This is a genomic window from Synechococcus sp. HK05 (assembly GCF_019104765.1).
In the GTDB taxonomy this organism is placed as follows: domain Bacteria; phylum Cyanobacteriota; class Cyanobacteriia; order PCC-6307; family Cyanobiaceae; genus Vulcanococcus.
Window position 1 is genome coordinate 114,479 of record NZ_JAHRXJ010000010.1, and the last position, 24,902, is coordinate 139,380.

Annotated in this window: 29 protein-coding genes and 1 tRNA gene; 15 read left to right on the forward strand and 15 right to left on the reverse strand. The window is 64.4% G+C overall.

All coding sequences use genetic code 11. The features are described 5' to 3' along the window. Positions 1-2 precede the first annotated feature (2 nt). From KUL97_RS09090 to KUL97_RS09115, 6 genes are all read right to left on the reverse strand, one after another. Complete coding sequence (locus KUL97_RS09090) at positions 3-608, reverse strand: heme-copper oxidase subunit III (RefSeq protein ID WP_217796681.1); 606 nt, start codon at positions 606-608, stop codon at positions 3-5. Between the two features lie 3 nt (positions 609-611). After that, entirely contained in the window at positions 612-2,300 is a 1,689-nt protein-coding gene (locus KUL97_RS09095) for a cbb3-type cytochrome c oxidase subunit I (protein WP_010310146.1), read from the reverse strand. A 6-nt stretch (positions 2,301-2,306) separates the two neighbouring features. Beyond that, positions 2,307-3,254, reverse strand: a complete 948-nt coding sequence (locus KUL97_RS09100) for a cytochrome c oxidase subunit II (protein ID WP_217796682.1) — start codon at positions 3,252-3,254, stop codon at positions 2,307-2,309. Beyond that, a complete protein-coding gene (locus tag KUL97_RS09105) occupies positions 3,251-3,871 on the reverse strand; it encodes a DUF2231 domain-containing protein (RefSeq protein ID WP_217796683.1) in 621 nt (206 codons plus the stop codon). Before KUL97_RS09105 ends, KUL97_RS09100 begins: the two co-directional genes overlap by 4 nt. Next, positions 3,868-4,368, reverse strand: a complete 501-nt coding sequence (locus KUL97_RS09110) for a DUF2231 domain-containing protein (RefSeq protein ID WP_217796684.1) — start codon at positions 4,366-4,368, stop codon at positions 3,868-3,870. The genes KUL97_RS09105 and KUL97_RS09110 overlap by 4 nt, the downstream gene beginning before the upstream one ends. A 128-nt stretch (positions 4,369-4,496) precedes the next feature. Then, positions 4,497-4,580, reverse strand: a tRNA-Leu gene (locus tag KUL97_RS09115). 67 nt (positions 4,581-4,647) lie between these two features. On the opposite strand from KUL97_RS09115, the gene KUL97_RS09120 reads away from it, so the two are divergent. From KUL97_RS09120 to KUL97_RS09140, 5 genes are all read left to right on the forward strand, one after another. After that, on the forward strand, positions 4,648-4,899 hold the full coding sequence (locus tag KUL97_RS09120) for an NAD(P)H-quinone oxidoreductase subunit L (protein ID WP_217796685.1): 252 nt from the start codon (positions 4,648-4,650) through the stop codon (positions 4,897-4,899). Continuing rightward, entirely contained in the window at positions 4,899-5,246 is a 348-nt protein-coding gene (locus tag KUL97_RS09125) for a DUF3007 family protein (RefSeq protein ID WP_254896376.1), read from the forward strand. The genes KUL97_RS09120 and KUL97_RS09125 overlap by 1 nt, the downstream gene beginning before the upstream one ends. A gap of 47 nt (positions 5,247-5,293) precedes the next feature. Continuing rightward, on the forward strand, positions 5,294-6,106 hold the full coding sequence (trpA, locus tag KUL97_RS09130; protein ID WP_217796686.1) for a tryptophan synthase subunit alpha: 813 nt from the start codon (positions 5,294-5,296) through the stop codon (positions 6,104-6,106). 72 nt (positions 6,107-6,178) lie between these two features. Then, entirely contained in the window at positions 6,179-6,493 is a 315-nt protein-coding gene (locus KUL97_RS09135) for a hypothetical protein (RefSeq protein ID WP_217796687.1), read from the forward strand. 27 nt (positions 6,494-6,520) lie between these two features. Then, complete coding sequence (locus KUL97_RS09140; protein ID WP_217796688.1) at positions 6,521-6,787, forward strand: YciI family protein; 267 nt, start codon at positions 6,521-6,523, stop codon at positions 6,785-6,787. 2 nt (positions 6,788-6,789) lie between these two features. Here the strand turns inward: KUL97_RS09140 and KUL97_RS09145 are convergent, their stop codons facing one another. Continuing rightward, entirely contained in the window at positions 6,790-7,083 is a 294-nt protein-coding gene (locus tag KUL97_RS09145) for a c-type cytochrome (RefSeq protein WP_254896396.1), read from the reverse strand. 130 nt (positions 7,084-7,213) lie between these two features. Between KUL97_RS09145 and KUL97_RS09150 the strand changes: the two genes are divergently transcribed. Both KUL97_RS09150 and KUL97_RS09155 read left to right on the forward strand, forming a co-directional pair. Further along, positions 7,214-8,422, forward strand: a complete 1,209-nt coding sequence (locus KUL97_RS09150) for a DNA repair exonuclease (protein WP_254896377.1) — start codon at positions 7,214-7,216, stop codon at positions 8,420-8,422. After that, positions 8,413-11,145 carry an AAA family ATPase gene (locus tag KUL97_RS09155; RefSeq protein ID WP_217796690.1) on the forward strand — a complete coding sequence of 911 codons (2,733 nt, stop codon included), beginning with the start codon at positions 8,413-8,415 and terminating at the stop codon, positions 11,143-11,145. Before KUL97_RS09150 ends, KUL97_RS09155 begins: the two co-directional genes overlap by 10 nt. 18 nt (positions 11,146-11,163) lie before the next feature. Here the strand turns inward: KUL97_RS09155 and KUL97_RS09160 are convergent, their stop codons facing one another. Then, positions 11,164-11,529 carry an AbrB family transcriptional regulator gene (locus KUL97_RS09160; protein ID WP_217796691.1) on the reverse strand — a complete coding sequence of 122 codons (366 nt, stop codon included), beginning with the start codon at positions 11,527-11,529 and terminating at the stop codon, positions 11,164-11,166. Positions 11,530-11,659: 130 nt separating this feature from the next. Here KUL97_RS09160 and KUL97_RS09165 point away from each other — a divergent pair, with 130 nt between their 5' ends. Next, on the forward strand, positions 11,660-12,133 hold the full coding sequence (locus KUL97_RS09165) for a GNAT family N-acetyltransferase (protein WP_217796692.1): 474 nt from the start codon (positions 11,660-11,662) through the stop codon (positions 12,131-12,133). 4 nt (positions 12,134-12,137) lie between these two features. Next, complete coding sequence (locus KUL97_RS09170; RefSeq protein ID WP_217796693.1) at positions 12,138-12,683, forward strand: Nif11 domain/cupin domain-containing protein; 546 nt, start codon at positions 12,138-12,140, stop codon at positions 12,681-12,683. Here the strand turns inward: KUL97_RS09170 and KUL97_RS09175 are convergent. Genes KUL97_RS09175 through KUL97_RS09195 form a run of 5 tightly spaced genes read right to left on the reverse strand, consistent with a single transcriptional unit; the run spans position 12,595 to position 15,081 of the window. Beyond that, positions 12,595-13,104, reverse strand: coding sequence for a phosphate-starvation-inducible PsiE family protein (locus tag KUL97_RS09175; protein WP_217796694.1), 510 nt, complete (start codon positions 13,102-13,104; stop codon positions 12,595-12,597). The two genes, KUL97_RS09170 and KUL97_RS09175, sit on opposite strands and share 89 nt — an antisense overlap. Before the next feature lie 11 nt (positions 13,105-13,115). Beyond that, on the reverse strand, positions 13,116-13,382 hold the full coding sequence (locus KUL97_RS09180; protein ID WP_217796761.1) for a hypothetical protein: 267 nt from the start codon (positions 13,380-13,382) through the stop codon (positions 13,116-13,118). 47 nt (positions 13,383-13,429) lie between these two features. Beyond that, positions 13,430-13,759, reverse strand: coding sequence for a hypothetical protein (locus KUL97_RS09185; RefSeq protein ID WP_217796695.1), 330 nt, complete (start codon positions 13,757-13,759; stop codon positions 13,430-13,432). Continuing rightward, positions 13,759-14,148 (reverse strand): DUF1232 domain-containing protein, encoded by a 390-nt coding sequence (locus KUL97_RS09190; RefSeq protein ID WP_217796696.1) that lies wholly within the window; start codon positions 14,146-14,148, stop codon positions 13,759-13,761. Before KUL97_RS09190 ends, KUL97_RS09185 begins: the two co-directional genes overlap by 1 nt. A 3-nt stretch (positions 14,149-14,151) precedes the next feature. Further along, positions 14,152-15,081: an RNA polymerase sigma factor RpoD/SigA gene (locus tag KUL97_RS09195; RefSeq protein WP_217796697.1), complete on the reverse strand. Its 930-nt coding sequence runs from the start codon at positions 15,079-15,081 to the stop codon at positions 14,152-14,154. Positions 15,082-15,345: 264 nt separating this feature from the next. Between KUL97_RS09195 and KUL97_RS09200 the strand changes: the two genes are divergently transcribed. Genes KUL97_RS09200 through KUL97_RS09215 form a run of 4 tightly spaced genes read left to right on the forward strand, consistent with a single transcriptional unit; the run spans position 15,346 to position 20,775 of the window. Further along, positions 15,346-15,858: a DUF2214 family protein gene (locus KUL97_RS09200; RefSeq protein WP_217796698.1), complete on the forward strand. Its 513-nt coding sequence runs from the start codon at positions 15,346-15,348 to the stop codon at positions 15,856-15,858. 6 nt (positions 15,859-15,864) lie between these two features. After that, positions 15,865-16,518, forward strand: coding sequence for a peptidase (locus KUL97_RS09205; protein WP_368656130.1), 654 nt, complete (start codon positions 15,865-15,867; stop codon positions 16,516-16,518). Continuing rightward, positions 16,515-19,670 (forward strand): efflux RND transporter permease subunit, encoded by a 3,156-nt coding sequence (locus KUL97_RS09210; protein WP_217796699.1) that lies wholly within the window; start codon positions 16,515-16,517, stop codon positions 19,668-19,670. Before KUL97_RS09205 ends, KUL97_RS09210 begins: the two co-directional genes overlap by 4 nt. After that, positions 19,663-20,775 carry an efflux RND transporter periplasmic adaptor subunit gene (locus KUL97_RS09215; RefSeq protein ID WP_254896378.1) on the forward strand — a complete coding sequence of 371 codons (1,113 nt, stop codon included), beginning with the start codon at positions 19,663-19,665 and terminating at the stop codon, positions 20,773-20,775. The genes KUL97_RS09210 and KUL97_RS09215 overlap by 8 nt, the downstream gene beginning before the upstream one ends. A gap of 1 nt (position 20,776) precedes the next feature. On the opposite strand, the gene hisIE is transcribed toward KUL97_RS09215, so the two are convergent. Then, positions 20,777-21,472 carry a bifunctional phosphoribosyl-AMP cyclohydrolase/phosphoribosyl-ATP diphosphatase HisIE gene (hisIE, locus tag KUL97_RS09220; RefSeq protein ID WP_217796701.1) on the reverse strand — a complete coding sequence of 232 codons (696 nt, stop codon included), beginning with the start codon at positions 21,470-21,472 and terminating at the stop codon, positions 20,777-20,779. Positions 21,473-21,521: 49 nt separating this feature from the next. On the opposite strand from hisIE, the gene KUL97_RS09225 reads away from it, so the two are divergent. Beyond that, entirely contained in the window at positions 21,522-21,998 is a 477-nt protein-coding gene (locus KUL97_RS09225) for a 6-carboxytetrahydropterin synthase (RefSeq protein WP_217796702.1), read from the forward strand. Positions 21,999-22,013: 15 nt separating this feature from the next. Here the strand turns inward: KUL97_RS09225 and katG are convergent, their stop codons facing one another. Further along, positions 22,014-24,221 carry a catalase/peroxidase HPI gene (gene katG, locus KUL97_RS09230; protein ID WP_217796703.1) on the reverse strand — a complete coding sequence of 736 codons (2,208 nt, stop codon included), beginning with the start codon at positions 24,219-24,221 and terminating at the stop codon, positions 22,014-22,016. A gap of 193 nt (positions 24,222-24,414) precedes the next feature. On the opposite strand from katG, the gene KUL97_RS09235 reads away from it, so the two are divergent. Beyond that, on the forward strand, positions 24,415-24,867 hold the full coding sequence (locus KUL97_RS09235) for a M23 family metallopeptidase (RefSeq protein WP_217796704.1): 453 nt from the start codon (positions 24,415-24,417) through the stop codon (positions 24,865-24,867). Positions 24,868-24,902 lie beyond the last annotated feature (35 nt).

Genomic DNA, 24,902 nt, shown 5'->3' on the forward strand with positions numbered 1-24,902 from the left:
GTTCAGGTGGTGCGTTGCCACACGTAGATAAGGATGTAGAGGATGATCCAAATCACATCCACGAAGTGCCAGAACAAACTCACCGCCGTTACACCCATCTCCCCTTTGGCGTAGTTGTTCGGCAGGAAGGAGCGATAGAGCATCAAGCCCATCAGCAGAATGCCTGTGATCACGTGCAGGCCGTGGAAGCCGGTCAGCAGATAGAAGGTGCCACCGAACACACCGCTGCTCAGAGCAAACGGTAGATTCGACCATTCCACATATTGCCCATACACGAAGTAGGTGCCCATGGCCATGGTGAGCAGCCATAGGCCACGGAAGCCCCAGAGGTTTTCCTTGTGGAGATAGCGCTCTGCGAAATAAGCCACGAAGCTGGAGCTCACCAGCACCACCGTGTTGATCAGGGGAAGACGCGTTTCCAGGCCCTCCACCCCCTGGGGCAACCACTCCGGAGCCGTGATCTTCAGCAGCGCGAAGCCACTGAAGAAGGCCAGGAAGATGATGCTCTCAGAGCAGAGAAAAATGACAAAGCCGGTGAGGTTATGGCCATCATGCTTGATGTGGCCGGGCCGATGATTCAGCGGTAGATCAGGATTGGTGGTAGTCATCGATCAGGCCTCCAGCGCGCGGCGTACGTAATACTCCTCGTCTTCCACCAGCGGCTGGCCGAGGCCATAGCCGTAGGGACCACTGATCACGGTGGGAACATCATCCTCAAAGTTTTCAGCGGGTGGCGGAGAAGGGAGCAGCCACTCCAGGCCGATGGCATTCCAGGGATTGGGAGGAGCCTTCGCTCCGCGCGCCCAGGAGCTCACGATATTGAGGATGAACGGAATTGCCGCCACACCCACCATGAAGGCGCCGATGCTGGCAATCACATTCCAGATTGCGAATTCCGGGTCGTAGGACGCCACCCGGCGCGGCATGCCATAGAGCCCGGCCCAGTGCAAAGGCAGCCAGTTGAGTGTGGCACCGATGAAGGTAAGCAGGAAATGCACCTTGCCCAGGCCCTCGTAATACATCCGCCCGGTGAACTTCGGGAACCAGTGATAGATGCCGGCGAAGATCCCGAAACCGATCGTGTTGAAGATCACATAGTGGAAGTGGGCCACCACGAAATAGGTGTTGCCCACATGAATATCCACCGGCGCGGTGCCGAGCATGATGCCGGTGATGCCACCCAGGATGAAATTCACCAGCCCGCCCAGCACAAACAGCATCGGCGTTGTGAGCCGGATTTTGCCGCCCCAGAGGGTACCCAGCCAGGCAAACACCTTCACGCCAGTGGGAACCGCAATCAACATCGTGGTCACGATGAAGATGTTGCGCATCCATTGGGGGGTGCCCGAATAGAACATGTGGTGCACCCACACGATCAACCCCAGGAAGGTGATCACAAAGGAGGCCAGGGCCACAAATTTGTAGCCGAACAGCGGCTTACGGGAATAAACGGTGATCAGTTCGGAGAAGATTCCGAACACCGGCAGCACCATCACGTACACCGCCGGGTGGGAGTAGAACCAAAAGAAGTGCTGGTAGAGCACCGGATCACCACCACCTTCAGGGCGGAAAAAGCTGGTGCCAAAGCTCAAGTCGAACAGCAGCATGATGGCGCCGCCCGTGAGCGCCGGCAGGCCCACCAGCTGCAGTGTTTGTGCGGCCCAGGCGGTCCAGACAAACACCGGCATGCGGAAAAAGCCCATGCCGGGAGCCCGCATCCGGATGATCGTGGTTACGAAATTGATCGCACCCATGATCGAGGACACCCCCGAGAGCGCCACGGCCAGGATCCAGAGGAACTGACCGTTGATGAAATGCCCCAGGGGGTTCTGGATACTCACCGGCGGGTACGACCACCAGCCGGATGAAGCCGGCCCTCCCGGCACAAAGAAACTGGCCATCAACACCACACCAAACACCGGCACCAACCAGAACGCCGCAGCGTTCACCTTCGGGAAGGCCATGTCGGGGGCGCCGATCATCGTGGGAATCAACAGGTTGTTGAAGCCGTTGAGAATCGGAAACAGAAACAGGAACAGCATCACTGTTCCATGCATGGTGTAAAGGCCGTTGTACACCGTGGGATCCACGAGATCAGCCGGCGGAGTGATCAACTCCCCGCGCATCACCATGGCCAGCAAACCGCCAACCAGCAGAAAGAAGAGCGCTAGCGCGATGTATTGAATGCCAATCACCTTGGCATCCGTATTGAACGTGAAAAACCTCTTCCAGTTGTCCGGAGCTCCCGGCACGGGGTGGAGCGCCTTGAGCACCCGAGGGTCGTAGTTGGTACTGGTCATCGTGAATCAGGCCTCGTGGGGAGCATCAGGGGTGCCGGGGTCGTTGACCATGGGAGGAGGAGCAGGCTTCACCGTTGCCCAGCCCTTGTCGCCCTTCGCGAGGCGATCGGCATACAAACCGCTGGCCTGGCTGAGACCAGGCACCAGCGGTTTGCGGGAGGCCTGCTCGAGCCAGGCCTGGAAAGCATCAGCCGACTCCACCACCACATCGGTTTGGTTCTGGGAGAAATAAGCGCCACTGAAATGGGAATCCCGCAGGCGATAGCGGCCCTCCCGCGTGGGGGTGATGCTGTAGGAGATCACGCTGCCGGGGATGATGTCTTGCTTCAGACGAAATGCCGGCACATAGAAGCCATGGATCACGTCCTCGCTGCTGAGCTGGAAATTAGCCCGCTGATCGATCGGCAGATGCAGCTCTGAACTGCGCACCCCGTTGGGATACACAAACTCCCAATTCCACTGGCGTGCCAACACTTGAATCGGCCCATAGCTCTGGCGAACATCCGGCCGCTCCACCGTGGTGGGACTGCTGCCGGATTCCAGGTCGTACTTGGCCTTGGGCCCAAGAGCCGCGAGAGTTTCGCTCACGTGAATGGCCTGATAGGCCAGCACCATCACGATCACGAAGGGAATCAAGGTCCAGGTGATCTCCAGCTTCGTGTTGCCTTCAATCGGCAAACCATCCGTCTCGTCGTATTTGTCGGCGCGGTTGAACAGCACGGCCCAGAGAATGAAGCCGGTGCAACCCAGGAAGATGAAGGCGCCGATGCCCACTTCCACCTGAAACAACCCATCCACATAGGGAGCCGCGGTGGATGCCGGCACCGGCAACCAGCCCAGTGAAGCGCGGGCGATCTGGAGACTGGCGAGGGCATCGAGCACCACCGACACCAACACCACCACGATCAAGCGCAGAGGCAGCCCGCCTGAGGGCTTGGGAGCAGCTGAGGTCATGGCAGAGCCTCCTTGAGATCAGCACCCGCAGCCAACAATTGATCAGCTGTGATGTGCACACCGAATTCGCTGGCCAGCCAGGCGCCAAGGCTGCCGTGAATGCCCATCAGCAGCAGGATCAATACCCCGCAGCCCAGATAGATCCAACTCACCTGCCGGCCCAGATCCTTGCGCCAAACAAAGCGCTGATACCCCCGCCAGATGGTCATCGCCACGATGATCAGCAGCAGGGCAACACCGCCCACGGCGTGCCAGAGCATCGTGGTGATCGCCCCCTGACCGAGCACAGTTTTCACACCGGGCAGGGGGACAGCCAGCAGCATCTCGTAGAAGCCTGCTGCCACCGTGAAGAAGGTGATGATGCTGCAGGCCAGCACGTTGTACCAACCCACATCGTGGAAGCCGGTGCGGGTCACGGGCAGCGCCAGAAAGCGAAACACGCGCTTCTCAAGGGGATAGAAAGCCCCAGCAAAATCAAAAGCAATCCCGATGGAAAACAACCCAATCGTGAGATGCACGAGGTTGGGATGAATCGGGATGCTGTAGGGAAGATCGTTCGCTCCGAGCGAATCGACGATCTCGTTGATCGGGGAGCTGATCGCAGCGAACAGCGTCATGAGATCACTCCGCTGCGAATCGCATCCACCACGGGAACCGTGTGCAGGCCGTACACCCACACCAACTTGTCGCCCAAATACACCTGGGTGAACACCAAGGCCGCTAACAGGCCATCCACCACCAGAAAACCGCCGGGCAGCACGGTGGGGTCCTTCTGCCGCACCACGTAGCGCCAGCCGGTGAGCACCGCCAACACCCCCGCCAGCGACCATCCGATGGTGCTGTGGATGTTGAGGATGTCGCGGGAGGCGCCGTAGGGGTTGGCCAGGCCGGCCTCCACCTGGCCAAAAATGATCGCCACAAAGATCGCCACGGTGGCGACCAGCAGATTCCAGAAGCTCACCTCAAACAGGTTCTGGCGCCGCGTCAACACGCCGATCAGGTCGAAGACGACGCTGATCAAGGCCATGGCAATCACAAAGTGAACGACGATCGGGTGGATGACGTCGAGCCAGGGGAGGTTTTTGTCGTTGAGCGGCGGCAGCAGCTCAAGCATGGGGTTGGGCAGCACGCACTGAGCCCAGGTTGGCCAGCCCACCCGGAAGCCGCACGCAGCTGTGATGATTTGCCAACTGCGCCACAAACGCTCGCCTGACGAGGCGTCTGAAGCGATGTCTGAAGGAGTGGGAGCAGGGGGACTTGAACCCCCACAACGTTGCCGTCTGCGGATTTTAAGTCCGCTGCGTCTACCAATTCCGCCATGCTCCCCGGCGCTGGATGGGAACCCCGCATCCAGGCGCACATCCTAGATTTGGTTAGCAACCGCCTTGCTGCCGTGCCCCTGCCTGGGTTCCTCAGCTCTCTCACGAGCGAATCACTGCTGGTGATCGGCGCCTATCTCGCCCTCGGTGGTGCCTATCTCCTGGTGGTACCCGCCGCCTTGATGGCTTGGATGGCCAAGCGCTGGACCGTGATGGGCAAGCTGGAGCGCACCGCTGTGTACGGGCTGGTGTTTCTGTTTTTCCCAGGGCTGATTGCCCTGGCACCGTTTGTGAACCTGCGCCTTCAGGGCCAAGGGCAGGTTTGATGGGAGCCGGCATCACCCGCGGCAAGGCTCTGCTGGCTGGGCTGGTTGTCTTTGCGTTGGGGGGCCTGGGCTACTGGGGCTTTGAAGCCGCTGGCCTTGAAGGCTTTTCGGCTGGCATCGCCGCCCAGGGCGTATTGGTGGCGGTGGTGCTGGTGTGGACCGGCTCTTACTTGTTCCGGGTGGTGACCGGAAACATGACTTATATGGAGCAGCGGCGCCGTTACCGCTCCGCCTACGAAGCCGCCACCGACGACGAGCTGCAGAAGCGCTTTGAATCCTTGCCCCCCGAGGAACAGGAGAAGCTGTTGCGTGAGCTGGGCCAACTCGACGACACGGCCGAGCCTTAGCGCTCCGCACACGACCCCATAGGCTCACGGGCAGATCCTGCGCTGCCGTGACCACCACCACCCCGATCCAGCAGCGGTTCGACCAGCTTCAACAGCAGGGCCGCTGCGCCCTGATGCCCTTCCTGATGGCGGGTGATCCGGATCTGGCGGCCACGCGTGCAGCACTGCTGGCTCTGGAGCAAGCGGGCGCAGACATGATCGAACTGGGGATTCCCTACAGCGATCCTCTGGCGGACGGCCCGGTAATTCAGGCAGCCGCCAGCCGGGCGCTGGGATCCGCCACCACGCCGGGCCGGGTGCTGGAGATGCTCACCAGCCTCAAGGGGGAGCTGCAGATTCCGGTGATCCTGTTCACCTACAGCAACCCCCTGCTCAACCGCGGCATGGAGGCCTTCTGCCGCGATGCGGCTGCCGCCGGTGCCGCCGGCCTGGTGGTGCCGGACCTCCCCCTTGAAGAAGCGGAAAAGCTCTCCGCCATCGCCGCAGCCCAAGGGCTCGATCTGGTGCTGCTCGTTGCCCCCACCACACCGGCTGAGCGCATGGGCCGCATCGCCGCCGCCAGCCGCGGGTTCACCTATCTGGTGAGCGTGACGGGGGTGACCGGCGTGCGCACCAACCTGGAAAGCCGCGTGGGCGGCCTGGTGCAACAGCTCAAAGCGATGGGTCCCACCCCTGTGGCCGTGGGCTTTGGAATTTCGGGCCCAGAGCAGGCACGCCAGGTGCGCGACTGGGGCGCCGATGGCGCGATTGTGGGCAGTGCGCTGGTGAAGGTGATGGCACAAGCTCACAGCCAGCAGCAGGATGTGGCAGCGGCGGCGGGTGCCTTCTGCAGCAGCCTGCGCTCCGCCCTGGATCACTGATCGGCAGCGTCCCTCCTGACGGCTTGCAAGAGCCGTCAGAATCAGGCGATCGATCACACCCGAGCTGCCGCGATGGCCCCCCGAACTCTGCTCACCACCGGTCTGCTGCTGGGCGGCCTGTCCCTGGCACCGGCGGCAGCCCATGCCGGCTGGAGCGAGTACAAGTCAGCGATCTCCGAGGTGGATGCCTGCAACCAGGCCCAGTACCTGATGCCCGAGAAAGCCGTGGTGCAGGAGTTCCGCTATTGGGTGAACAGCGGCAAGAGCGGCAACACCTTCACCTGCAAGGTGCGCTGGAGCGACAAGGCCAGTGCCAAGCCCACCGATCGCCCGATCCTCTTCCCCTCTCGCATCCGTCAGCCGATCTTCGCTGCGGGCTGGCTGTAGGTTGCGCCCCTGCCACCTGTTGATGCCATGCGTTTCGTGCTGTGGGGCACCTATTGCGACAACGCCCTCGAGAAGCGCACGCCCTACCGCGATGAGCATCTCGCCGGTTTGCAACAGCAGAAAGAAGCCGGTGTGCTGATCACCCTCGGCCCCACCGAGGGCAGCACCCATGTGTTCGGCATTTATGAGGCCGAGAGCCAAGACCAAGTGGAAGCGCTGCTCCACAACGACATCTACTGGCGCAACGGCATCTGGACCGAGCTGAAGGTGTACCCCTGGATCCAGGCCTTCTGAGCTCAGGCCTTCGGCCAGCCGGCCAAGGCCTGCTGCCACACCCAGGCGGCCACCTCGGCGGTGCCCTCCTCGCCGAGCACCGAGCCGTAGCCACTCATCTGACCCACCCCCGCCGCCGTAATCGCCGCAATGGCGGCCTCAGAAGCGCGGTTTTCCCGCTCCAGCGCCGCGAGTTTGAGGGTTTTGCCGCGGCGAATGATGTTGCCGCCATTCACATGACAACCGGCGCAGTGCTGCTCAAACAGCTGAGCCCCATCAGCCAGAGCGATCCCGGGCCAGAGCAGCAAAGCCGCCATCACGGCCAACAACGCTGCAGCCAACCGGCGCCAACGGGGGATCAGATCAGCCACCTGGGGCTCGGCAAGGGTCAAACCAGTCTGCAGACCCAGTGGGCACGCTGAAATGGGTGCGCCTGCCGCTGCGTTGATGCTCACCGTTCTGCACAGTGCCGACTGGCAGATCGGCAAGCCCTATGCCCGCGTGCACGACCCCGACAAACGGGCCCGCCTGCGCCAGGCCCGGATCGAAGCCATCGGGCGCATCGGTGCATGGCTGGATCAGGAGCAACTGCCAGAGCAACCGGCCTTCCTGATGGTGGCCGGCGATCTCTTTGATTCCCCAACCCCCAGCAGCAGCGACATCACAGCGGTGTGCCAGGCCATTGGCAAGCTGGCGATCCCGGTGCTGGTGATTCCCGGCAACCATGACCATGGGGCGCCAGGCAGTGTGTGGCATAGCCCCTTTTTCCAAAGCGAACAGCAGCGCCGCGCCCCCAACCTGCAGGTGCTGCTGGAGCGCAAGCCCGTACTGATCGGAGGCGCGGTGGTGCTGCCATGCCCGCTGTTACGCCGCAGCGACAGCAGCGATCCCACCGACTGGGTGCGGCAGCTCGATTGGAAGCAGCTGCCAACAGATCACCCCCGCATCCTGCTGGCCCATGGCTCAGTGCATGGCTTCGCGGCCGCTGATCTGGATGCTGATGACGACAACCCCAGCAGCGCCAACAATCGGCTGGAGCTCGATGCAGCCCTGCTGGATCAACTCGATTACGTGGCTCTTGGGGACTGGCATGGCCTTAAGCAGGTGAACAGCCGCACCTGGTACAGCGGCACACCGGAACCGGATCGCTTTCCCCGCACCGACGACTACCAAGGCGGGCAGGTGCTGAAGGTGCAGCTGCAGCGGGGCGGGGCGCCCGTGGTGGCAACCATCCCCACCGCTGCCCTCGACTGGCGACAGCTGAACGTTCAGCTCAACACAGCCGGCGACCTCGAACGGCTGGAGCGCCAGCTGGAGCCGTTGCTCCAAGCGGAACCAGGCCAGCAGTTGTTGTTGCTGGAGCAGTGCGGCAGCCTCAGCCTCCAAGCGCACCAACGCTATGAGCAGCTGCTCGAACGGCTGGAGGCGCAGCTGCTGCGGCTCAAGCGCCGCGGCCGCATTGAGCAGCAACCCGCACCCGAAGAACTAGAGCTGTTGCGACAACGGGCCGAGGATCCATTGATCGCCCGCGTGGCCGCAGAACTGCAGGCGGAACTCGAGCAAGCTGCAGCGGCCAACGCTGCTGAGCAGCGCCAGGTGTTGCAACTGGCGCTGGCTGAGCTGCAGCGCGCAACAGGAGCGGCCGAATGCGCCTGATCGCCTGCTCGCTGCAAAACGTGCGGCGCCATCGGGCCTTGGAGCTGGAGTTTGGCCGCCAGCTCACCTTGATCGCTGGCGCCAACGAGAGCGGCAAAAGCACCCTGGTGGAGGCCTTGCACAAGGCACTCTTCCTGCGGGCCACCGCCACCGGGCGCGGCGTGGAGGAGCTGCGCTCACGCCTGCATGCCGGCTTGCCGGAGGTGGAGATTCGCTTTGAAGCCGAAGCGGAAACCTGGCGGTTGCGCAAACGCTTTGCCGGCGCCAGTGGCACCTGCCAGCTGAGCAACGGCAGCGGGCTCGCCCTGAGCGGTGCAGAGGCGGAAGAGCAGCTGGCGCGGCTGCTGGGCTTTGAGGCCCCGGTGGAAGGGCGACGCATTGCCCAGCTTCCGGAACGCTGGGCGCACCTCTGGGTGCGCCAGGGCGAAGCAGGGCTCAACCCCTTCGGCGGCAACCAAGACCGCTACGACCACCAGCGGCTGGTGGAGCAGTTGCAGCTGCAGGGCAGCCAGAACCCTCTGGAATCGGGGCTGGATCGGCAGGTGATGGAGCAGATCCAGCAACAGGTGGCGGCGCTGTACACCGCCACGGGCAAGGTGAAGGCCGGATCGCCCCTGGCCGAAGCGCAGCGCCGCAGCCAGGAGGCCGCCGCCGCCCTGGCCCTGGCGCAGCAGCAGGTGAGCGATCTGGAAGCGGCCATGGAGCAGTGGCGCAGCATCAACGAACGCCTGGAGACGATCGAGCGCCAACAGCGACCGGCGCTGCAGCGGGAGCTGCAGCTGCAGCAACAAACTCAGCTGCTGCAGGCGCAACTAGATCCACTGCTGCAGCAGGAGAAAGAGCGCCAGCAACTGCTGTTGCAACAGCAGCAGGAGCACACGGAACTGCAACAGCTGCAGCAACAGCTCCAAAGCGAGCAGGCGCTGCAGGAGCAAGGCGACACCCTGCGGCAACAGCTGCAAACCCAAGCCCAACAGGCGCAACTGGCGGTGCAGGAGATAGCGCAGCGCCAGGAGCTGCTGCAGCGGTTGCTCGATCGGCACCAACTCAACGACGAAGCCCGGCAACTGCGCGAGCACCAACAGCAGCTCCAAGGGCTGCAAGACCAGGCCGAAACCCTCAAGCAACAACTCGCGGCACTTCCGGAGATCACGGCGGAGCAGGTGCGCCAGCTCCGCCAGGCTGAACAGGCCTTGGCCCAGGCAACGGCCCGCTGCGACGCGATGGCCGCTGGATTGGAGGTGGTGGCGGCCGACCAACCGATCCGCCTCAACGGCGAAGCGCTCACCCGCGGTGAGCGGCGCCGCCTTGAAAGCGCTGCGCAACTCGAGGTGGGCGCGGGTGTGCGCATTCAGATCAGCCCCGGCGGCGGCCAGGCGCTGCCGCAGGCACTGGAGCAACAGCAGCACTGCCGCCAGCAGCTGGAGCAGCTGCAGCTGCAGCTCCGGCTCAGCAACAGCGACCAGGCAGAAACGCTCGAACGGCAGCGCCAAGGGTTGGAGCGTGAACTCGCCAACCTGCGCCAGGCCGCCAAAGCGATTCCCTGGTCCGGCCTGCAACAACGGCTCGATCAACTCGCGCCGCGGCGCCAACAACTCAACAACAGCCTGGCGGGCCAAGGCCCCCTGCTCGAGGCCCTGGCCGAAGAGCTCGGGGTGAGCGAAGTCGGGGATCTCGATCCCACCCAGCTGCGCAACATCCAGGAGGCCCAACGCCAGCAGAACAGCGAGCACAGCCGCACTCTCGAGCGCTTTCAGCAGCAGCTGCGCAGCCTCGAGCAGAGCCAACGCAGCCGCCAAACCCAGCTGGAGCAGCGGCGCCAACGCAGCGGCCAGCTGGAGGGCTCACTGCAGGTGCTGGGGGAGCGCCTCCGGCAACTGAACAGCACCCAGCCCGTGAGCGCCGATCTCCAGGCCCAACAGCAGCAGCTGCAGGCCCTGCACCACGAACTCAGCCAACTGCACGCAGCACGGGGCAGGGGGGGCCAAGGCCAGGCGCCCGAGGATGCGGCGGCACAACTCGAAGCGCTCGATCTGGAGAAAGACCGGCTGCTGAGCCAGCGCGGCCAGACGCAACAGCGCACCCTGAGCCTGGGCGCCAGCAACCCCCTGGCCGAACTGGAGCAGCGGCAGGTGGCCTGGGAGGAAGCGGAGGCCGAACGCCATGCCCTCGAGCAGCGGGGCCAAGCCCTACGCCTGTTGCTGGATCGCTTTCACAGCGCCCAGAGCAACCTGGCCAACCGCTACAGCGATCCGCTGCGCGCCGCGATTGCGCCCTACCTGGCGGCGCTGGCCGATGCACCCCAGCAACCGCTCCTCGGCTTCGATCCGCAGCAGGGCTTCCACAACCTGCAACTGCGCCAAGGCGACGAAGCCTTCGCCTTTGAACGCCTCAGTGGCGGCATGCGGGAACAACTGGCAGCCACGGTGCGGCTGGCCATGGCCGAAGTGCTGAAGCCCGCCTACGCCGATGTATTGCCGTTGGTGTTCGATGATGCCTTTACCAATAGCGACCGGGAACGGCAGCTGGGCCTGCACAAAATGCTCGAGCGCGGGATGGAGCACGGGATCCAGATCGTGTTGCTCACCTGCCACCCGAGCGACTACACAGCGCTGTTGGGAGCAGACCAAAACCAGGCACAGACCATGCGAAAAGACCACCCCCCCGAACTGGTCGAGGGGATGGCTGGAGGAAGCAATCGGGTGATGGTGAGCCTGGACTAAGGCAGCAGGCTCAGGGGATCACTCTTCGTCTTCGTCGGTGCCGCCAACGGGGATCAAACGAATCTGCTTGCGGCCGAGCTTGATTTCAAACTCATCGCCGGGCTGCAGGTCGAGCATGGCGGTGTAAGCCTTACCAATCAACAGGTTGCCGTTGCCCTGCACGGTGGCCACATAGCTGAGCTTGCGACCGCCTTTGCCCACCTTGCTGGCACCGCCCAGCTCCACACCCTTGGCTTCAAGCAGGGCTTCATAGAAAGCGGTGAAGTTCAGGCGCTCACCACCGTCTTTCTTGGTGGACACATACCCACAGGAGCGAACGATCTCCGATTTACCCACATCACCGAGCTCCTTCACCTTAGCCAGCAGATCAGATCCAGTGAGCATTGCTTGGCAACAGAATGAACAACACAATCGCAACTTACAACATTGCGATCCCCACAGCCATCGGTTCAACCACCTACATCCCGCTGCACAACGAACCACAATGGAGTCCACATCCTGCCGAGGATCAGACATGTTCCGCCCGGTTCGTTGCCTGCAGGGCCAGGATCACGATGCTGTGGTGGAGATCTATCGCCAGGCGGTGCTGGGTTCCACCGCGGCGCTCTACAGCGCAGCACAGCAACAAGCCTGGGCAGAGCAGTGCCACACCCTGCGATTACAGCTGCACCAGGGCGAAGGATTTGTGGTGTGCGATCCACACGATCAACCCCAGGCGTTCAGCCTGCGCCATCCCAGCGATCGTGTTGCGCTCCTCTATTGCCATCCTGCCGCCCAGCGCCAGGGCTGCGGCCAGCGCTTGCTCGAAGCGATCGAACAACGCTCCCGGGCCCAAGCGATCGCCATGTTGCGCACCGAAGCCAGCCTGATCTCGAAACCATTGTTCGAGCGGTTGGGTTGGCAGGTGAGCTGGCGGGAGGAACTCCGCATCGGCGGGGTGAACTTCAAGCGTTTTCGCATGCACAAGCTCCTGGGCCAGGGATACTGAGCCGATGGCCGAAGCCCAGCTCCAGCAATTCCTCGAGAAAGTGCGCCAGCTCAATGCCTTTGTGGCCTTGAGCGAAGCCCAACCGGCTGTGCGGGATGCGCTGCGCGCTTGCGATCAACACCATGAAGTGGTGGCCCTGGCAGCCGAGCATGGCTTCGAGATTGGGCGCCGCTGGGGTGATCGCAGCACGGCGGCGCATGAAGCGGCATCGCGCCCCAATGATCAAGCCAACCTGTTCTCGAGCTCCTGCCCTGCACCAGGGGAAGAACGGGTGGATTGCCTGCAGCAAGGCCCTGGTTGGCGACTCGAGCGCATCCATTCCTGCCTGGCCAGCAGCCCCTCAGACGTCTGGTACGACCAACACGAGAGCGAGTGGGTAATGGTGCTGCGCGGGAGCGCCCAACTGCAATTCGAGGATGAAGCGCAACCGCGTGATTTGTGCGTGGGCGACAGCCTGCTGATCAGTCCTCACCGCCGTCACCGGGTTGTGTCGACAGATCCAGCTCCAGGGACTCTCTGGCTTGCTCTCTTCTGGTGGGCAGACGCCTGACATGGGATTGGCGAACCAGCCAATAGGCGCCTGCTAGCGACAACACCGCAAAGCCGAGACCGATCAGATCGGCAGGGTTCTTTTGCACACCGGGCGGCATCACGATCACCTTGCGAGCCACCGCCGTGAGCGCCGTCACCAACACCAGCTCGATCTGCACCACATGCTCCCGCATGTAGGCGGTGAGGTTCTGCAGCACTTCCAGCGCGATCAGGATCACCAACACCTGATCCAGCAGGCGAATCAAGCCCTCGCCCGTCCAATTGACATTGAGATCGAGGAGATCGCTGCCGAGGAAGAGGATGAGCTGCAGGCTGGCGACCACCAGCACAGCGGTGAGCACCACCGAGAGCACCTTGGCCAAGGCGCGCTCAAAGGCTGTGATCGCCCGCAGAAACGATCGGTCGTCAAACAAACGCATCAGGCCGCGGCTCAGTAGCTGAAGGGCCGGTATTGAGGCTTGGCGGGCGTATCACCAGGAGGGTTTACCACTTTGGTGTCGCAGGTGATGCTGCCGTCGGGCCCAGTCACGCAGTTCTGGGGTTCCACCTTCGTTTCGGGCCCCACATTGCTGCCGGGACCCCACAGAAAACTCTCCACCTGGGCCAGCGCCGGCAACTCCAGCCCCCCGATCACCAGACCCGCAAACAGCTTGAGGCCGAGGGTGGCCGGAGAGGCGAACAGACGAGGCAACGACATGACGGCGACGGAGCGTGCCCCCACTCTGACGTGTCTCCGCGGGAGCGTCAGGCCTCGCCGGCATCGAGCCGGATTTCCTGAAGCAACAGATCAAGCTGCCCGAGGGAGTCATCGAGGGACAGCGGTGGCTGATCCTCTCCCTCCAATCCCTGGTCTTCGCCCTGCCAGAGCGCTTCGATCTCACACAGGCGTTGCGCCAGACCGGTGAGCCCATCGCGGCTGTGCACCCGCGCCAGTTCATCGAGGAGCACAGGCATTCGGATCGAACTGGCCCGCAGCGCCCGGCGCAGATCAGATTGAGTCCGGCCGCTGTGACGCAGCCAATCCTTCAGGAACGTCTGGAGGTCATCCAGCTGCTCGGCGGTGAGCACGGCCATCAGCGTCCGAGGGGAAACCAGCGATCCAGTTTGCGCTGCGCCCGCAACCGAATCGTGTCGTTGATGTGGGTGCTGCACAAGCCCAGCAGGGCGGTGAGGGCCACCAGGTCATCGCTGAAGCCGGCGGCCGGAATGAAATCAGGAATCAAATCCAGCGGCAGCAGCAGGTAGGTGAGGGCCGCGAGCATCGTGAGCCTCACCTGCGGTGGGGTGTTGGCATCGAGCAGCAACTCGAGGCACTCGAGCGCGGGGCGGGCAAGGGTTCGGCCCGCACGGCGCAGCAAGCGCCGCAACGCCCCCTCATCCACTTCGGTGCTGCCGAGCACCTCGGCGTCAACAACGTGGGTGGACTTGGCCGTCACGGGCAAAACCTCAGGGGACCAACCCATCCATCATGGGGCGCCAACCTCGACCAAGCCGGCCTGGATACCCGCCTTACGCAATTTGCGCAGGGCCCGTTGCACCACCTGGCGGCAATACTCACGGCTGCAACCCAGCAGGCGCGCCACCTCCGCCAGGGTGCGCCATTCATGGCTCCCATCGAGGCCAAAGCGCAACATCACCACCGTGCGCTCCTTGGGCGTGAGGTTGGATTGATCCAACAACTTCCACACCGCCGCATTGCGCTCCGCCAGCTCGCAGCGCTCCATCGGCGGCAGATCCTCGCTCGGGAGCACATCCACCAGCTCCGTGGGATCGGATTTCGACTTCACCACCCCCTGCAAACTCACCGTGACGCTGCGCAGCTCACACCCCAGCAGATCTTCCACCTCCTGAAGGGGAAGATCCATCGCCGCTGAGAGCTGTTTCGGCGATGGCTGGCTGCCATGGCGCTGCAGCAGACGGGCCTTGGCGGCGCGCAGGCGCGTGAGCTTCTCATTCACATTTACGGGAATGCGAATGGTGCGGCTCTGGGTGGAGAGGGCACGGTTAAGCCCCTGGCGAATCCACCAATAGGCATAGGTGCTGAAGCGATGGCCGCGGGTGGGGTCGTATTTCTCCACGGCCCGGGTGAGGCCCAGGGTGCCCTCCTGGATCAGGTCGAGCAGATCCAGGCCCTTGCCCTGATAGCGCTTGGCCAGATTCACCACCAGGCGCAGGTTGGCGGTGATCATCTGATCCTTGGCGCGCTCACCCACTCGCATCGTGCGCTTTTCGATGTCGTTGTAGGAGCAGGCTTCTCCCACACCGCCAGCGCTGTGGCAACGCTCGTGCAGCGCCACCATGGCCTGCACCTTTCGGCCCAGCATCAACTCCTGTTCAGGAGTGAGTAACTGATGGCGGCCGATTTCGCCGAGGAAGGCACTCAGAGAGCTGGCCATGCAGGGTTCTATCCACTGAATTGAACCTAGAAGCTTTTTCGCTCAACGAGGAAAGCAACCAAAAGGCTTCCAGGTTTCAACTTTGCTTCCCAAGTTGCACACCACTAACGAAACAGATCCACATCAAAAGCGGAAGTTTTCCGGTGCAAACTGCCCCAGGCGCAACACACGCCATCACCATGGGCGCCAACGGGAACACCTCGGGATCACCCCCTAGCGGCGAAGAAGCCCGCTACGGTCTTGCCTTCGTGTCAGCCCCACCCCATGACCGCCGTTGCGGCCCTGCTCGCCGAGCTCCCCAGCGATGTGCTGCCCAGAGCTGGTGTGGCCTACGTCCACTACCTGAGCTTCATGCTCTGCTTCGGCGCCCTGGTGCTTGAGCGGCGACTGATTCGCCCCAACCCCAGCAAGCAAGACACCACCTTGATGGTGATCACCGATGTGGTGTACGGCATGGCGGCTCTGGCCCTGCTGGTGAGCGGCATCTTGCGGGTGATGTATTTCGGCCAGGGCGGCAGCTTCTACACCGAAAATCCTCTCTTCTGGTGGAAGGTTGGCCTCTATCTGAGCGTGGGAGGCCTGTCGCTCTACCCCACCATCACCTACATCCTCTGGGCGATTCCGCTGCGCAAAGGCGAGTTGCCCCAGGTGAGTGAAGCCCTCGCCAACCGCCTGGCCTGGATTCTCAATATTGAACTCGTGGGCTTTGCCCTGATTCCCCTGCTGGCCACCTTGATGGCCCGCGGTGTGGGGCTGCCCGGCAGCATCGGCGGCTGAGCCCTGGTGGAGCTGCCAGCACCACCATCCACAGCCTGCGCGGTCGCGGCAGAGATCCGGCCCTGGAGTGCGGCGAACGGTTCTGCTCCAGAGCCTCCCCCAGCGGCTGAGCCGTCGCTGCCCGACTACCGCCATCGGCTCAAACCCACCCCGGCCGGCTGGCCGATCCGCCAGCACTGGTGCGTTTGGGTGGAGCCGGTGCGCGACGGCGGGCCCACCGGCATCTGGGAGCAGCGCTGGCACGCGGCGGTGAGCGAGGCCGTGATCACCTGGCAACAGCACCTGCCGATCACGCTGGTGCAGCAGCCGGAGCGTGCTCAGGTGCTGGTGGAGCGGCGGCGGCCTCCCCGGCTCAACAACCGCGCCAGCCACGGCCGCGCCGTGCTCGAGCTCCTGGAGGTGCGGCGCGCCGGCCTCTGGGAACTCGAGCCCAAAGTCACTGTCTTGATCAGTCCAGGCCAAGCCCAAACGGCGATTCAGGCCACGGCCCTACATGAGCTGGGCCATGCCTTTGGCCTCTGGGGCCACAGCGATCAAGCCGGCGATGCCATGGCTGTTCACCCCACCGCAACGCCCATCCTGGAGCTGAGCCCCCGCGACCAGCGCACCCTGCGTTGGCTGCAACAGCAGCCCGGCCTGCAGCCACCCACTGCTCCATGAGCCAGCCCAAGCGCACGATCTCGGATCTGTTCCTGCGCCGGCCGGTGCTGAGCCTGGTGCTCAGCGCCCTGCTGCTGTTGATGGGAGCCCTCAGCTTGTTGCAGCTGCAGGTGGAGAACCTGCCGCCGATCGCCCCAGGGCGCGTGAGTGTGAGCAGCAGCTACCCCGGCGGCAGCCCTGAGGTGGTGGAGCAGGGGGTCACCGCCCTGCTGGAACGCCAGCTCAACGGGCTCGAGCGGCTCGACACGATCCGCTCCACCAGCACCTCTGGCAGCAGCAGCATCAGCCTCAGCTTCCGCGGCGGCGCCCCAGAGCTCAATCAGGTGAACGCCCAGAACGAAGTGAGCCAGGTGCTGCGCCAACTGCCGGCCCAGGTGGCGCGGCTAGGGGTGCAGGTGCGCCGCAGCTCCGACGACCTGCTGATGGTGCTCAGCTTCAGCGCCGAACGAGGCCGCTACAGCGATCTCTTCCTCAGTGGCTGGGTGAACCAGGTGGTGAAAGAGCGGCTGCAGCGGGTGGAAGGCGTGGGCAACGTGACCCTCTTCGGTGGCAGTCCCCTGGCCTTCCGCCTTTGGCTCAACCCGGCGGCGCTGTTGGAGCGCCAGCTCACCATCAACGATGTGCGCCAGGCACTGGAAGCCCAGAACGTGTTGGCCGCCCTGGGCCAGGTGGGTGATGAACCGGTGCCCCCGGGGCAGGCCACCTCCCTGCCCTTGCAGATGGAAGGCCGACTTCGCAGCCCCGAAACCCTCGAGCAGCTGGTGGTGGGGCGTGGGCCCGATGGGGGTGTGGTGCTGCTGCGCGATATCGGGCGGGTGAGCCTGGGCAGCGAGAGCTACGGCAACGTGGCCACCAACCTCAAGGGTGATCCCACCGTTGCGCTGGGGGTATTCCAGCGCGATGGCAGCAACGCCCTGCAAGTGAGTGAAGCGGTGGAGCGGGCCCTGGCCGAACTGGAGCCGCGCTTCCCTCCGGGGATGGATCTGCAGCTGATCGTGAATGAGGCCGATACGGTGCGCCAGAGCATTGGCGAAGCCGCCGGCAGCCTGCGGGATGCCGTGCTGCTGGTGTTCCTGGCCCTGCTGCTGGGGCTGGGCAACAGCCGCCTGGCCCTCATCAGCGCCCTGGCGGTGCCGGTATCCCTGCTGGGTTCGATCACCCTCATCAACCTGAGCGGCACCTCGATCAACACCCTCAGCCTGTTTGGCATGGTGCTGGCCTCGGGGCTGGTGGTCGACGACGCCATCGTGGTGAGCGAAGACATCGGTCGCCGCCTCGAGCAAGGTGCTTCCCCACGCGCGGCCGCCCGCGCTGCCATGGCCGAACTGGGCGGGGCCGTGGTGGCCACATCCCTGGTGCTGCTGGTGGTGTTCCTGCCGGTGCTGGGCATGCAGGGCAGCGTGGGCCGGCTCTACGCCCCGATTGCGATCACGATCGGCGCCACGATCGTGGTGTCCACGTTCAACGCCATCAGCTTCACGCCGGTGGCCGCCAGCCGCATCCTCCATGCCGAGCAGCGCGAACCCGCCTGGCTGCTGCGCTGGATCGATCCCCCGCGCCGCTGGCTGGAAGGGCTCGAGCAGCCCTACGGGCGCTGGCTGGAACGGAGCTTGCAGCACCGCGGCCGCATGCTCACCGCCCTCGCCTTGGGCCTGGTGCTCACAGCCGCTGGCCTGAGCCTGCGGCCAAGCGCCTTTATTCCCCAGGAAGACAACGGCCAACTGCGCGGCGTGGTGGTGTTGCCGGAGGGATCTTCGCTGCAACGCACCCAGGGGGTGATGGAGCAAGTGCGCAGCACCCTGGCGGAGGAGCCAGCCCTGCGCAGCGCCAACTTCTATGCCGGCCGTTCCTTTGGCGACAGCAGCCCCAACAAGGGCATCTTTTTTGTGCGCCTTTATCCCATCGGCCAACGCGGTGAGGGGGGACCCTCCACCGCCGATGTGGCGCAGCGGCTCAACCGCCAACTGATGCAGCGCGTGCAAGGGGCGGTGGTGATGCTGAGCGAAGCGCCCACGGTGCGGGGCTTCAGCAGCGAAGGCGGCCTGCAACTGGAATTGCTCGACACCAGCAACGGCCAGCTCAACATTCAGCAGTTCGCTCAGCAGGTGCAGCGCTTCATCCAGGCTGCCAACGCCAGCGGCCAGTTCACCCGGGTCTCGACCCGCTTCAATGCCGATTCACCGGTGTTGCGCCTCGAGCCTGATCGTCTCCAGCTGGCTTCGTTGGCGGTGGATCTCGATGAACTGGTCGACACCCTCCAGGCCAGCTTCGGCAGCGCCTATGTGAACGACAGCTTTGAAGGCGATCAGGTGCGCCGCGTGATCGTGCAGCTGGAGGGTCAGGGGCGCCGCGACGTGAACGATGTGCTTGCTCTGCAGGTGCGCAACCGCAGCGGCCAGCTGATCCCGATCGGCCAGCTCGTGCAGGTGGTGCCCTCCACCGGACCGAGCGTGATCAACCACAGCCGCCTGGTGCGTTCCATCACGGTGCAGGCCCTGCCGGCCCCGGGTGTGAGCACCGGCCAGGCCATGGCCACCCTCGAGCAGATCCAGCGCCAGCAGGGCAACAGCACGGTGGAGCTGGAGTGGGCTGGCCTGGCCCGCGAAGAGCGGCAGGCCGGCGGCGGCAGCATCCGGGCCTTTGCCCTGGCGGTGCTGGTGATGGGGTTGCTCCTCGGGGCCCTCTACGAAAACCTGCTCGATCCCTTGATCATCCTGATCACTGTTCCCCTAGCCCTGCTGGGGGCGCTGGTGGGGCTGATCCTGCGCGGCTTGCCACTGGATGTGTATGGCCAGATGGGGCTCTTGGTGCTGGTGGCCCTCGCCGCCAAAAACGGCATCTTGATCGTGGAATTCGCCAATCAACGCCTCCGGGAAGGCCTGCCCCTGGATGCCGCCATCCGCGAGGCCTCCATCAGCCGTCTGCGCCCGATCCTGCTCACCGCCATCTCCTCGCTGGCGGGCTTTCTGCCCTTGCTGTTGGCGAGCGGTGCGAGCGCCAGCAGCCGCATCAGCATCGGCACGGTGGTGTTTTCCGGCCTGCTGGTGGCCACAGGCTTGAGCCTGTTTGTGGTGCCTGGTGTCTACCGCGTGATCAAGGGGTGGGAGCTGGCACGGCCACGGCGCCAGCTGCATGGAGGGCAGCATGGCTAAAGCCTGGAGCCCGGTGATGCCGAGCGGCCTGAACCTGCTGATCGGCGCTGCGGTGATAGCTCAGCTGGTGGTGGGCTGCAGCGGTCGCCCCAGCGCCCGGCCACCGGTGCGGGTGCAGGCCGAACGTCCCCGCCAGGAAGCCTTTGTGCGCAGCCTCGACACGGTGAGCACCCTGGAAGCCACCGACGAAATCGAATTGGCCTCCCAGGCCGGAGGCCGGGTGCAAAGCGTGTTGGTGCAAGGGGGCCAGAGCGTGAACGCCGGCCAGCTGCTGGTGGTGCTCGACCAGACCCAGCTCCGCGCTGATGTGGCCGCCCTCAAGGCCGCGGCCGAAACCGATGCGATCACCTACCAGCGCTTCAGCAGCCTGGTGAGCAAAGGCGCGGCCACGGCCCTGGAACGCGATGAAAAACGCTCCAAGGCCATCGGATCCCAAGAGGCGCTGCGCGCCAAGCAGGCCGACCTCGCTTACAAGGACGTGCGCGCCCCGATCAGCGGCGTGATGGGGGATGTGAGCATCAAAGCCGGCGATGTGGTTCAGGCCGGCACCCCCTTCAGCCGCATCATCCGCAACGACCGACTGCAGGCCCGCATCGACATCCCGGCAAACCAGGCCAATGCCGTGGCCAAGGGGCAGCGGGTGCAACTCCTCGACGGCATCAACCCACGCCCATTGGCGGAGGGGCGGATCAACCTTCTCGATCCAGGGGTGAACAACGCCTCCCAAACCTTGCTGGCCAAGGCCTCGATCACCAACCCGCAGGGGCTGCTGCGCAATGGCCAGCGCCTGCGCACGCGGGTGATCCTCGGGGCCGAACGCCAGCTGGCCGTGCCCTTCAGCGCCGTCACCCGCAGCTTCGGCCAGAGCTTCGTATTTGTGGTGGGCACACTGCAAGACCTGGAGCGCGACCCAGGCAAAGCCAACCTGGACGCCCTGCGCCGGCTGCCCAAGGGGACGCTGCTGGCCCTGCAGAAGCCTGTAAACCTGGGCCCCCTGCAGGGCGACCACTACCCGGTGCTCTCCGGCCTAAGCGCCAACGACCGGGTGATCCTCAGCGGCAGCCTGGGCCTGCGCCACGGCAGCCCGATCCAGCTCACCCGCTAACTCACTCGCGCCGCGGTGCGCCGCGCCGCTGGGCGAGCACCTGCTGCACCTCGCGCCAGCTCACACCGTGATGGGCCAGGGCTACCTGCAGGTGAAACACGATGTCAGCAGCCTCGCCGGCGATCTCGGCGGGATTGTTGTCTTTGCAGGCCATCACGAATTCGGCACTCTCCTCGCCGATCTTCTTGAGGATGCGGTTGTCGCCCCCCTCCAGCAGCTTGTTGGTGTAGCTGCCGGGTTCGGGTTGATCCCGGCGCCCCTCAATCACCCGCATCAGCTCCGTGCACACATCGGCCGGAGGGGGGGCAGCTGCGGCACCGCCGGCCGTCGCGACCGGACCCTCGTCGTAGAAGCAGCTGCGAGCGCCGGTATGGCAGGCCACATCGCCGGTCTGCTCGATCGTGAGCAGCAGCACGTCGGCATCGCAGTCGTACCGGAGGCCGCGCAGGCGCTGGATGTGGCCGCTGGTGGCGCCCTTGTGCCACAACTCCTGGCGGGAACGGCTCCAGTAGTGCACCTCACCGCTGCTGAGACTGCGCTCGATCGCCTCGCGGTTCATCCAGGCCACCATCAGCACGGCGCCATCGAGCCAGTCCTGCGCCACGGCGGGAATCAGGCCGGCGTCGTTAAAACGAAGGGAACCGATCAGGGCCGGATCCGGAAGCTGAAAGGATGCCTGCAAGGGCTGCCGATCCATCTCACCCGATCCTCCCGCAACACCGATTCACCCCTCAACACGCCAGGGAATGAGCGCCGCCTTCAGCTGCACGAAAACCTTCAGCGGTTTCCCGTGCTGTCACCGCCAATGGCGCCATGGCGGCCATTGCCGCTACGTGCACGGCTACAGCCGCAGCTTCACCTGCTGGTTCAGAGCCAGCGAGCTCGATCAGAACGGGTTTGTGGTGGATTTCTCCAGCCTGGGGGCCCTGCAAACCCAACTGGCCCACCAGTTCGACCACACCTTTCTGGTGAATGCCGACGATCCCCTGCTGGAGCAGTGGCAGGCGCTGCACGAGCAGGGAGCTCTCGACCTCAGGGTGATGGACAACGTGGGCATGGAAGCCAGCGCCCAGCTGGTGTGGACCTGGGCCAACCAACTGCTGCTCGGCCGCGACAGCGGTCGCAGCTGCTGCTGGAAGGTGGAAGCCCGCGAGAACGAGAAAAACGCCGCCTGCTTTGAAGCCACGCCGGAGTGGTTTAACGCCGCCCCAGCCGGACGCTGAACAGGCGCAAGGAGATCAGCACGCCATCAGATCAAAGCGATCCGCATTCATCACCTTCACCCAGGCGGCCACGAAATCAGCCACGAACCGCTGGGCCCCGTCGCTCTGGGCATACACCTCAGCGATGGCGCGCAGCTGAGAGTTGGAGCCGAACACCAGATCCACTCGGGTGGCGGTCCAGCGCTGGGCGCCGCTGCTGCGGTCGGAGCCAACGAACACCTCGCCATGCTCATCGGTTGGCTCCCAGGTGGTGGCCATATCGAGCAGGTTCACGAAGAAATCCGTGCTCAGAACGCCGATCCGCTCGGTGAACACGCCATGGCGCACCCCGTCGGTGTTAGCGCCAAGCACGCGCAAGCCACCCACGAGCACAGTCATCTCCGGAGCGCTCAGGCCCAGTAGCTGGGCGCGATCCACCAACAGGTGTTCAGCGGTCACGCGCATCGACCCCTTCTGCCAGTTGCGGAAGCCGTCAGCCTGAGGCTCCATCACGGCGAAGGAGGCGATGTCGGTCTGCTCCTGGCTGGCATCCATCCGCCCGGGCGTGAACGGCACCTCAAGCGGATGGCCAGCCGCCGCCGCTGCCTGCTCCACAGCCACGCTGCCGGCCAGCACGATCAGGTCGGCCAACGACACGCGCATGTCCCCCTGGCGGGAGTCGTTGAAGGCCTGCTGGATGCTCTCCAGATAGCCGATCACCCTCTGCAACTGCTGCGGCTGGTTAACCGCCCAGGCACTCTGGGGCGCGAGACGCACCCGGCCACCGTTGGCGCCACCGCGTTTGTCGGAGCCGCGGAAGGTGGATGCCGAAGCCCAGGCGGTCGCCACCAGCTCAGACACGCTGAGGCCGCTGCGCTGAATGCGCTGCTTGAGATCAGCGATGGCCGGCTCATCCACCACCGGATGATCCAGAGGTGGGATTGGGTCTTGCCAGATCAGCTCCTCAGCAGGTGCCTCTGGGCCCAGGTAGAGGCTGCGGGGCCCCATATCGCGGTGGGTGAGCTTGAACCAGGCGCGGGCAAAGGCCTCGGCGAAGGCGTCGGGGTTTTGATGGAAATGGCGCGAGATCGGCTCGTAAATCGGATCAAACCGCAGCGAAAGATCCGCTGTGGTCATCATCGGCGGATGCTTGAGGCCAGGGCGGTGTGCATCGGGGATGAGGTGCTCCTCGCGGCAATCTTTCGCCTGCCACTGCCAGGCACCGGCAGGGCTCTTGATCAGCTCCCACTCGTAACCGAAGAGCATGTCGAAGTAGCCCATATCCCAGCGGGTGGGGTGAGGTTTCCAGGCCCCTTCAATACCGCTGGTGGTGGTATCGGCCCCCTTGCCGCTGCCATGGCTGTTGTGCCAGCCCAGGCCCATCTCCTGCAGCGGGGCGCCTTCTGGAGCGGGCCCCACCAAAGCCTCGGGACCAGCGCCATGGGCTTTACCGAAGGTGTGGCCGCCCGCGGTGAGGGCCACGGTCTCCTCGTCGTTCATCGCCATCCGAGCGAAGGTCTCGCGCACATCGCGGCCTGAGGCCACGGGATCAGGTTCCCCGTTGGGACCCTCTGGGTTCACGTAGATCAAACCCATCTGCACGGCCGCCAGCGGGTTCTCCAGCTGGCGGCCGTCGCTGTAGCGCTCATCGCCCAGCCAGGTGCGCTCATTCCCCCAGTAGATGTCCTCCTCGGGCTGCCAGATATCGGCGCGGCCGCCAGCGAAGCCATAGGTCTTGAGCCCCATGGATTCGAGGGCACTCGTGCCGGCCAGGATGATCAGATCAGCCCAAGAGATGCGGTTGCCGTACTTCTGCTTGATCGGCCAAAGCAGGCGGCGAGCTTTATCCAGATTGCCGTTGTCCGGCCAGCTGTTGATCGGAGCGAAGCGCTGATTGCCTGTGCCCCCACCACCACGACCATCGGCGGTGCGGTAGGTGCCGGCGCTGTGCCAGGCCATACGGATGAACAGGCCGCCGTAATGCCCCCAGTCGGCCGGCCACCACTCCTGCGAATCGGTCATCAGAGCGAGCAGATCCCGCTTGAGGGAGCGATAGTCGAGTTGCTGAAAAGCTTGGCGGTAGCTGAAGGCGTCTCCGAGTGGATTGGAGGCCGGATGGTGTTGGTGCAGGATCGCGAGATTCACCTGCTGAGGCCACCAGTCCCGCGGGGAGGGACCACGACCGGCCACCGGCATCACCGCGGAGCCGTGGCCGCTGAAGGGGTACTTGCCGAGTTCGGTCATCGCAGTCGCTGCGGGGCGTGGGCACTGGCCGGAAGCTAGGGATGGCAGCTCAGGGCGACAGCGTTTCTGCGACCGCTGTTACACGAACCCGGGCACGCCGATCCGGTCGCATAGACAACAGACGGGTCTCGGGAGTCGTAACTTAAGATTCGCTTCACTTTTGTGACGCGGACGTTCATCCCGCGGAAGCCTGTTGCCCATCGCCCTTCTGTTGCCCGCCCTGCAGTTGCTCCACCCCATGCCAGGGGTGATCACCCAGGGAGTGCGCGAAGGGCATCCCGCCATCGACATCGCCTGCATCACGGGCACGCCTGTGCGGGCGGCTCACGATGGCGAGGGCAGCGTGCGCCGCAGCCGCACCCACGGCACCACCTTTGAGCTGCGCGGCTCCGATGGCCTGGAAACCAGCTACAGCCATCTGCACACCGCCATGCCCGCCGGTTTCTACAAACGGGGAGACCAGATCGGAACCTGCGGCAACACCGGCATCTGGAGCAGCGGCCCGCATCTGCACTTCGAATCCAACCGCCCCCAGCTGCTGGGATCCCTCAGCACCGATGAGGAGCCTGTGCCTAACGGCCTTGTGGAGCCGAACGCACCGGTGGCCACCGGCGGTTCACCCAATGCCCTCACACCGAGGCCATGATGGGCCGCTGAACCCAGCCACACCCGTGGCCCATC

What these genes read in the sequence shown, in the direction of transcription:
- KUL97_RS09090 (WP_217796681.1), bottom strand. Translation starts at nt 608, where the DNA reads ATGACTACCACCAATCCTGATCTACCGCTGAATCATCGGCCCGGCCAC.
- KUL97_RS09095 (WP_010310146.1), bottom strand. Translation starts at nt 2,300, where the DNA reads ATGACCAGTACCAACTACGACCCTCGGGTGCTCAAGGCGCTCCACCCC.
- KUL97_RS09100 (WP_217796682.1), bottom strand. Translation starts at nt 3,254, where the DNA reads ATGACCTCAGCTGCTCCCAAGCCCTCAGGCGGGCTGCCTCTGCGCTTG.
- KUL97_RS09105 (WP_217796683.1), bottom strand. Translation starts at nt 3,871, where the DNA reads ATGACGCTGTTCGCTGCGATCAGCTCCCCGATCAACGAGATCGTCGAT.
- KUL97_RS09110 (WP_217796684.1), bottom strand. Translation starts at nt 4,368, where the DNA reads ATGCTTGAGCTGCTGCCGCCGCTCAACGACAAAAACCTCCCCTGGCTC.
- KUL97_RS09125 (WP_254896376.1), top strand. Translation starts at nt 4,899, where the DNA reads ATGGGAGCCGGCATCACCCGCGGCAAGGCTCTGCTGGCTGGGCTGGTT.
- KUL97_RS09135 (WP_217796687.1), top strand. Translation starts at nt 6,179, where the DNA reads ATGGCCCCCCGAACTCTGCTCACCACCGGTCTGCTGCTGGGCGGCCTG.
- KUL97_RS09140 (WP_217796688.1), top strand. Translation starts at nt 6,521, where the DNA reads ATGCGTTTCGTGCTGTGGGGCACCTATTGCGACAACGCCCTCGAGAAG.
- KUL97_RS09145 (WP_254896396.1), bottom strand. Translation starts at nt 7,083, where the DNA reads ATGGCGGCTTTGCTGCTCTGGCCCGGGATCGCTCTGGCTGATGGGGCT.
- KUL97_RS09150 (WP_254896377.1), top strand. Translation starts at nt 7,214, where the DNA reads ATGCTCACCGTTCTGCACAGTGCCGACTGGCAGATCGGCAAGCCCTAT.
- KUL97_RS09155 (WP_217796690.1), top strand. Translation starts at nt 8,413, where the DNA reads ATGCGCCTGATCGCCTGCTCGCTGCAAAACGTGCGGCGCCATCGGGCC.
- KUL97_RS09160 (WP_217796691.1), bottom strand. Translation starts at nt 11,529, where the DNA reads ATGCTCACTGGATCTGATCTGCTGGCTAAGGTGAAGGAGCTCGGTGAT.
- KUL97_RS09165 (WP_217796692.1), top strand. Translation starts at nt 11,660, where the DNA reads ATGTTCCGCCCGGTTCGTTGCCTGCAGGGCCAGGATCACGATGCTGTG.
- KUL97_RS09170 (WP_217796693.1), top strand. Translation starts at nt 12,138, where the DNA reads ATGGCCGAAGCCCAGCTCCAGCAATTCCTCGAGAAAGTGCGCCAGCTC.
- KUL97_RS09175 (WP_217796694.1), bottom strand. Translation starts at nt 13,104, where the DNA reads ATGCGTTTGTTTGACGACCGATCGTTTCTGCGGGCGATCACAGCCTTT.
- KUL97_RS09180 (WP_217796761.1), bottom strand. Translation starts at nt 13,382, where the DNA reads ATGTCGTTGCCTCGTCTGTTCGCCTCTCCGGCCACCCTCGGCCTCAAG.
- KUL97_RS09185 (WP_217796695.1), bottom strand. Translation starts at nt 13,759, where the DNA reads ATGGCCGTGCTCACCGCCGAGCAGCTGGATGACCTCCAGACGTTCCTG.
- KUL97_RS09190 (WP_217796696.1), bottom strand. Translation starts at nt 14,148, where the DNA reads ATGGGTTGGTCCCCTGAGGTTTTGCCCGTGACGGCCAAGTCCACCCAC.
- KUL97_RS09195 (WP_217796697.1), bottom strand. Translation starts at nt 15,081, where the DNA reads ATGGCCAGCTCTCTGAGTGCCTTCCTCGGCGAAATCGGCCGCCATCAG.
- KUL97_RS09200 (WP_217796698.1), top strand. Translation starts at nt 15,346, where the DNA reads ATGACCGCCGTTGCGGCCCTGCTCGCCGAGCTCCCCAGCGATGTGCTG.
- KUL97_RS09210 (WP_217796699.1), top strand. Translation starts at nt 16,515, where the DNA reads ATGAGCCAGCCCAAGCGCACGATCTCGGATCTGTTCCTGCGCCGGCCG.
- KUL97_RS09215 (WP_254896378.1), top strand. Translation starts at nt 19,663, where the DNA reads ATGGCTAAAGCCTGGAGCCCGGTGATGCCGAGCGGCCTGAACCTGCTG.
- hisIE (WP_217796701.1), bottom strand. Translation starts at nt 21,472, where the DNA reads ATGGATCGGCAGCCCTTGCAGGCATCCTTTCAGCTTCCGGATCCGGCC.
- KUL97_RS09225 (WP_217796702.1), top strand. Translation starts at nt 21,522, where the DNA reads ATGAGCGCCGCCTTCAGCTGCACGAAAACCTTCAGCGGTTTCCCGTGC.
- katG (WP_217796703.1), bottom strand. Translation starts at nt 24,221, where the DNA reads ATGACCGAACTCGGCAAGTACCCCTTCAGCGGCCACGGCTCCGCGGTG.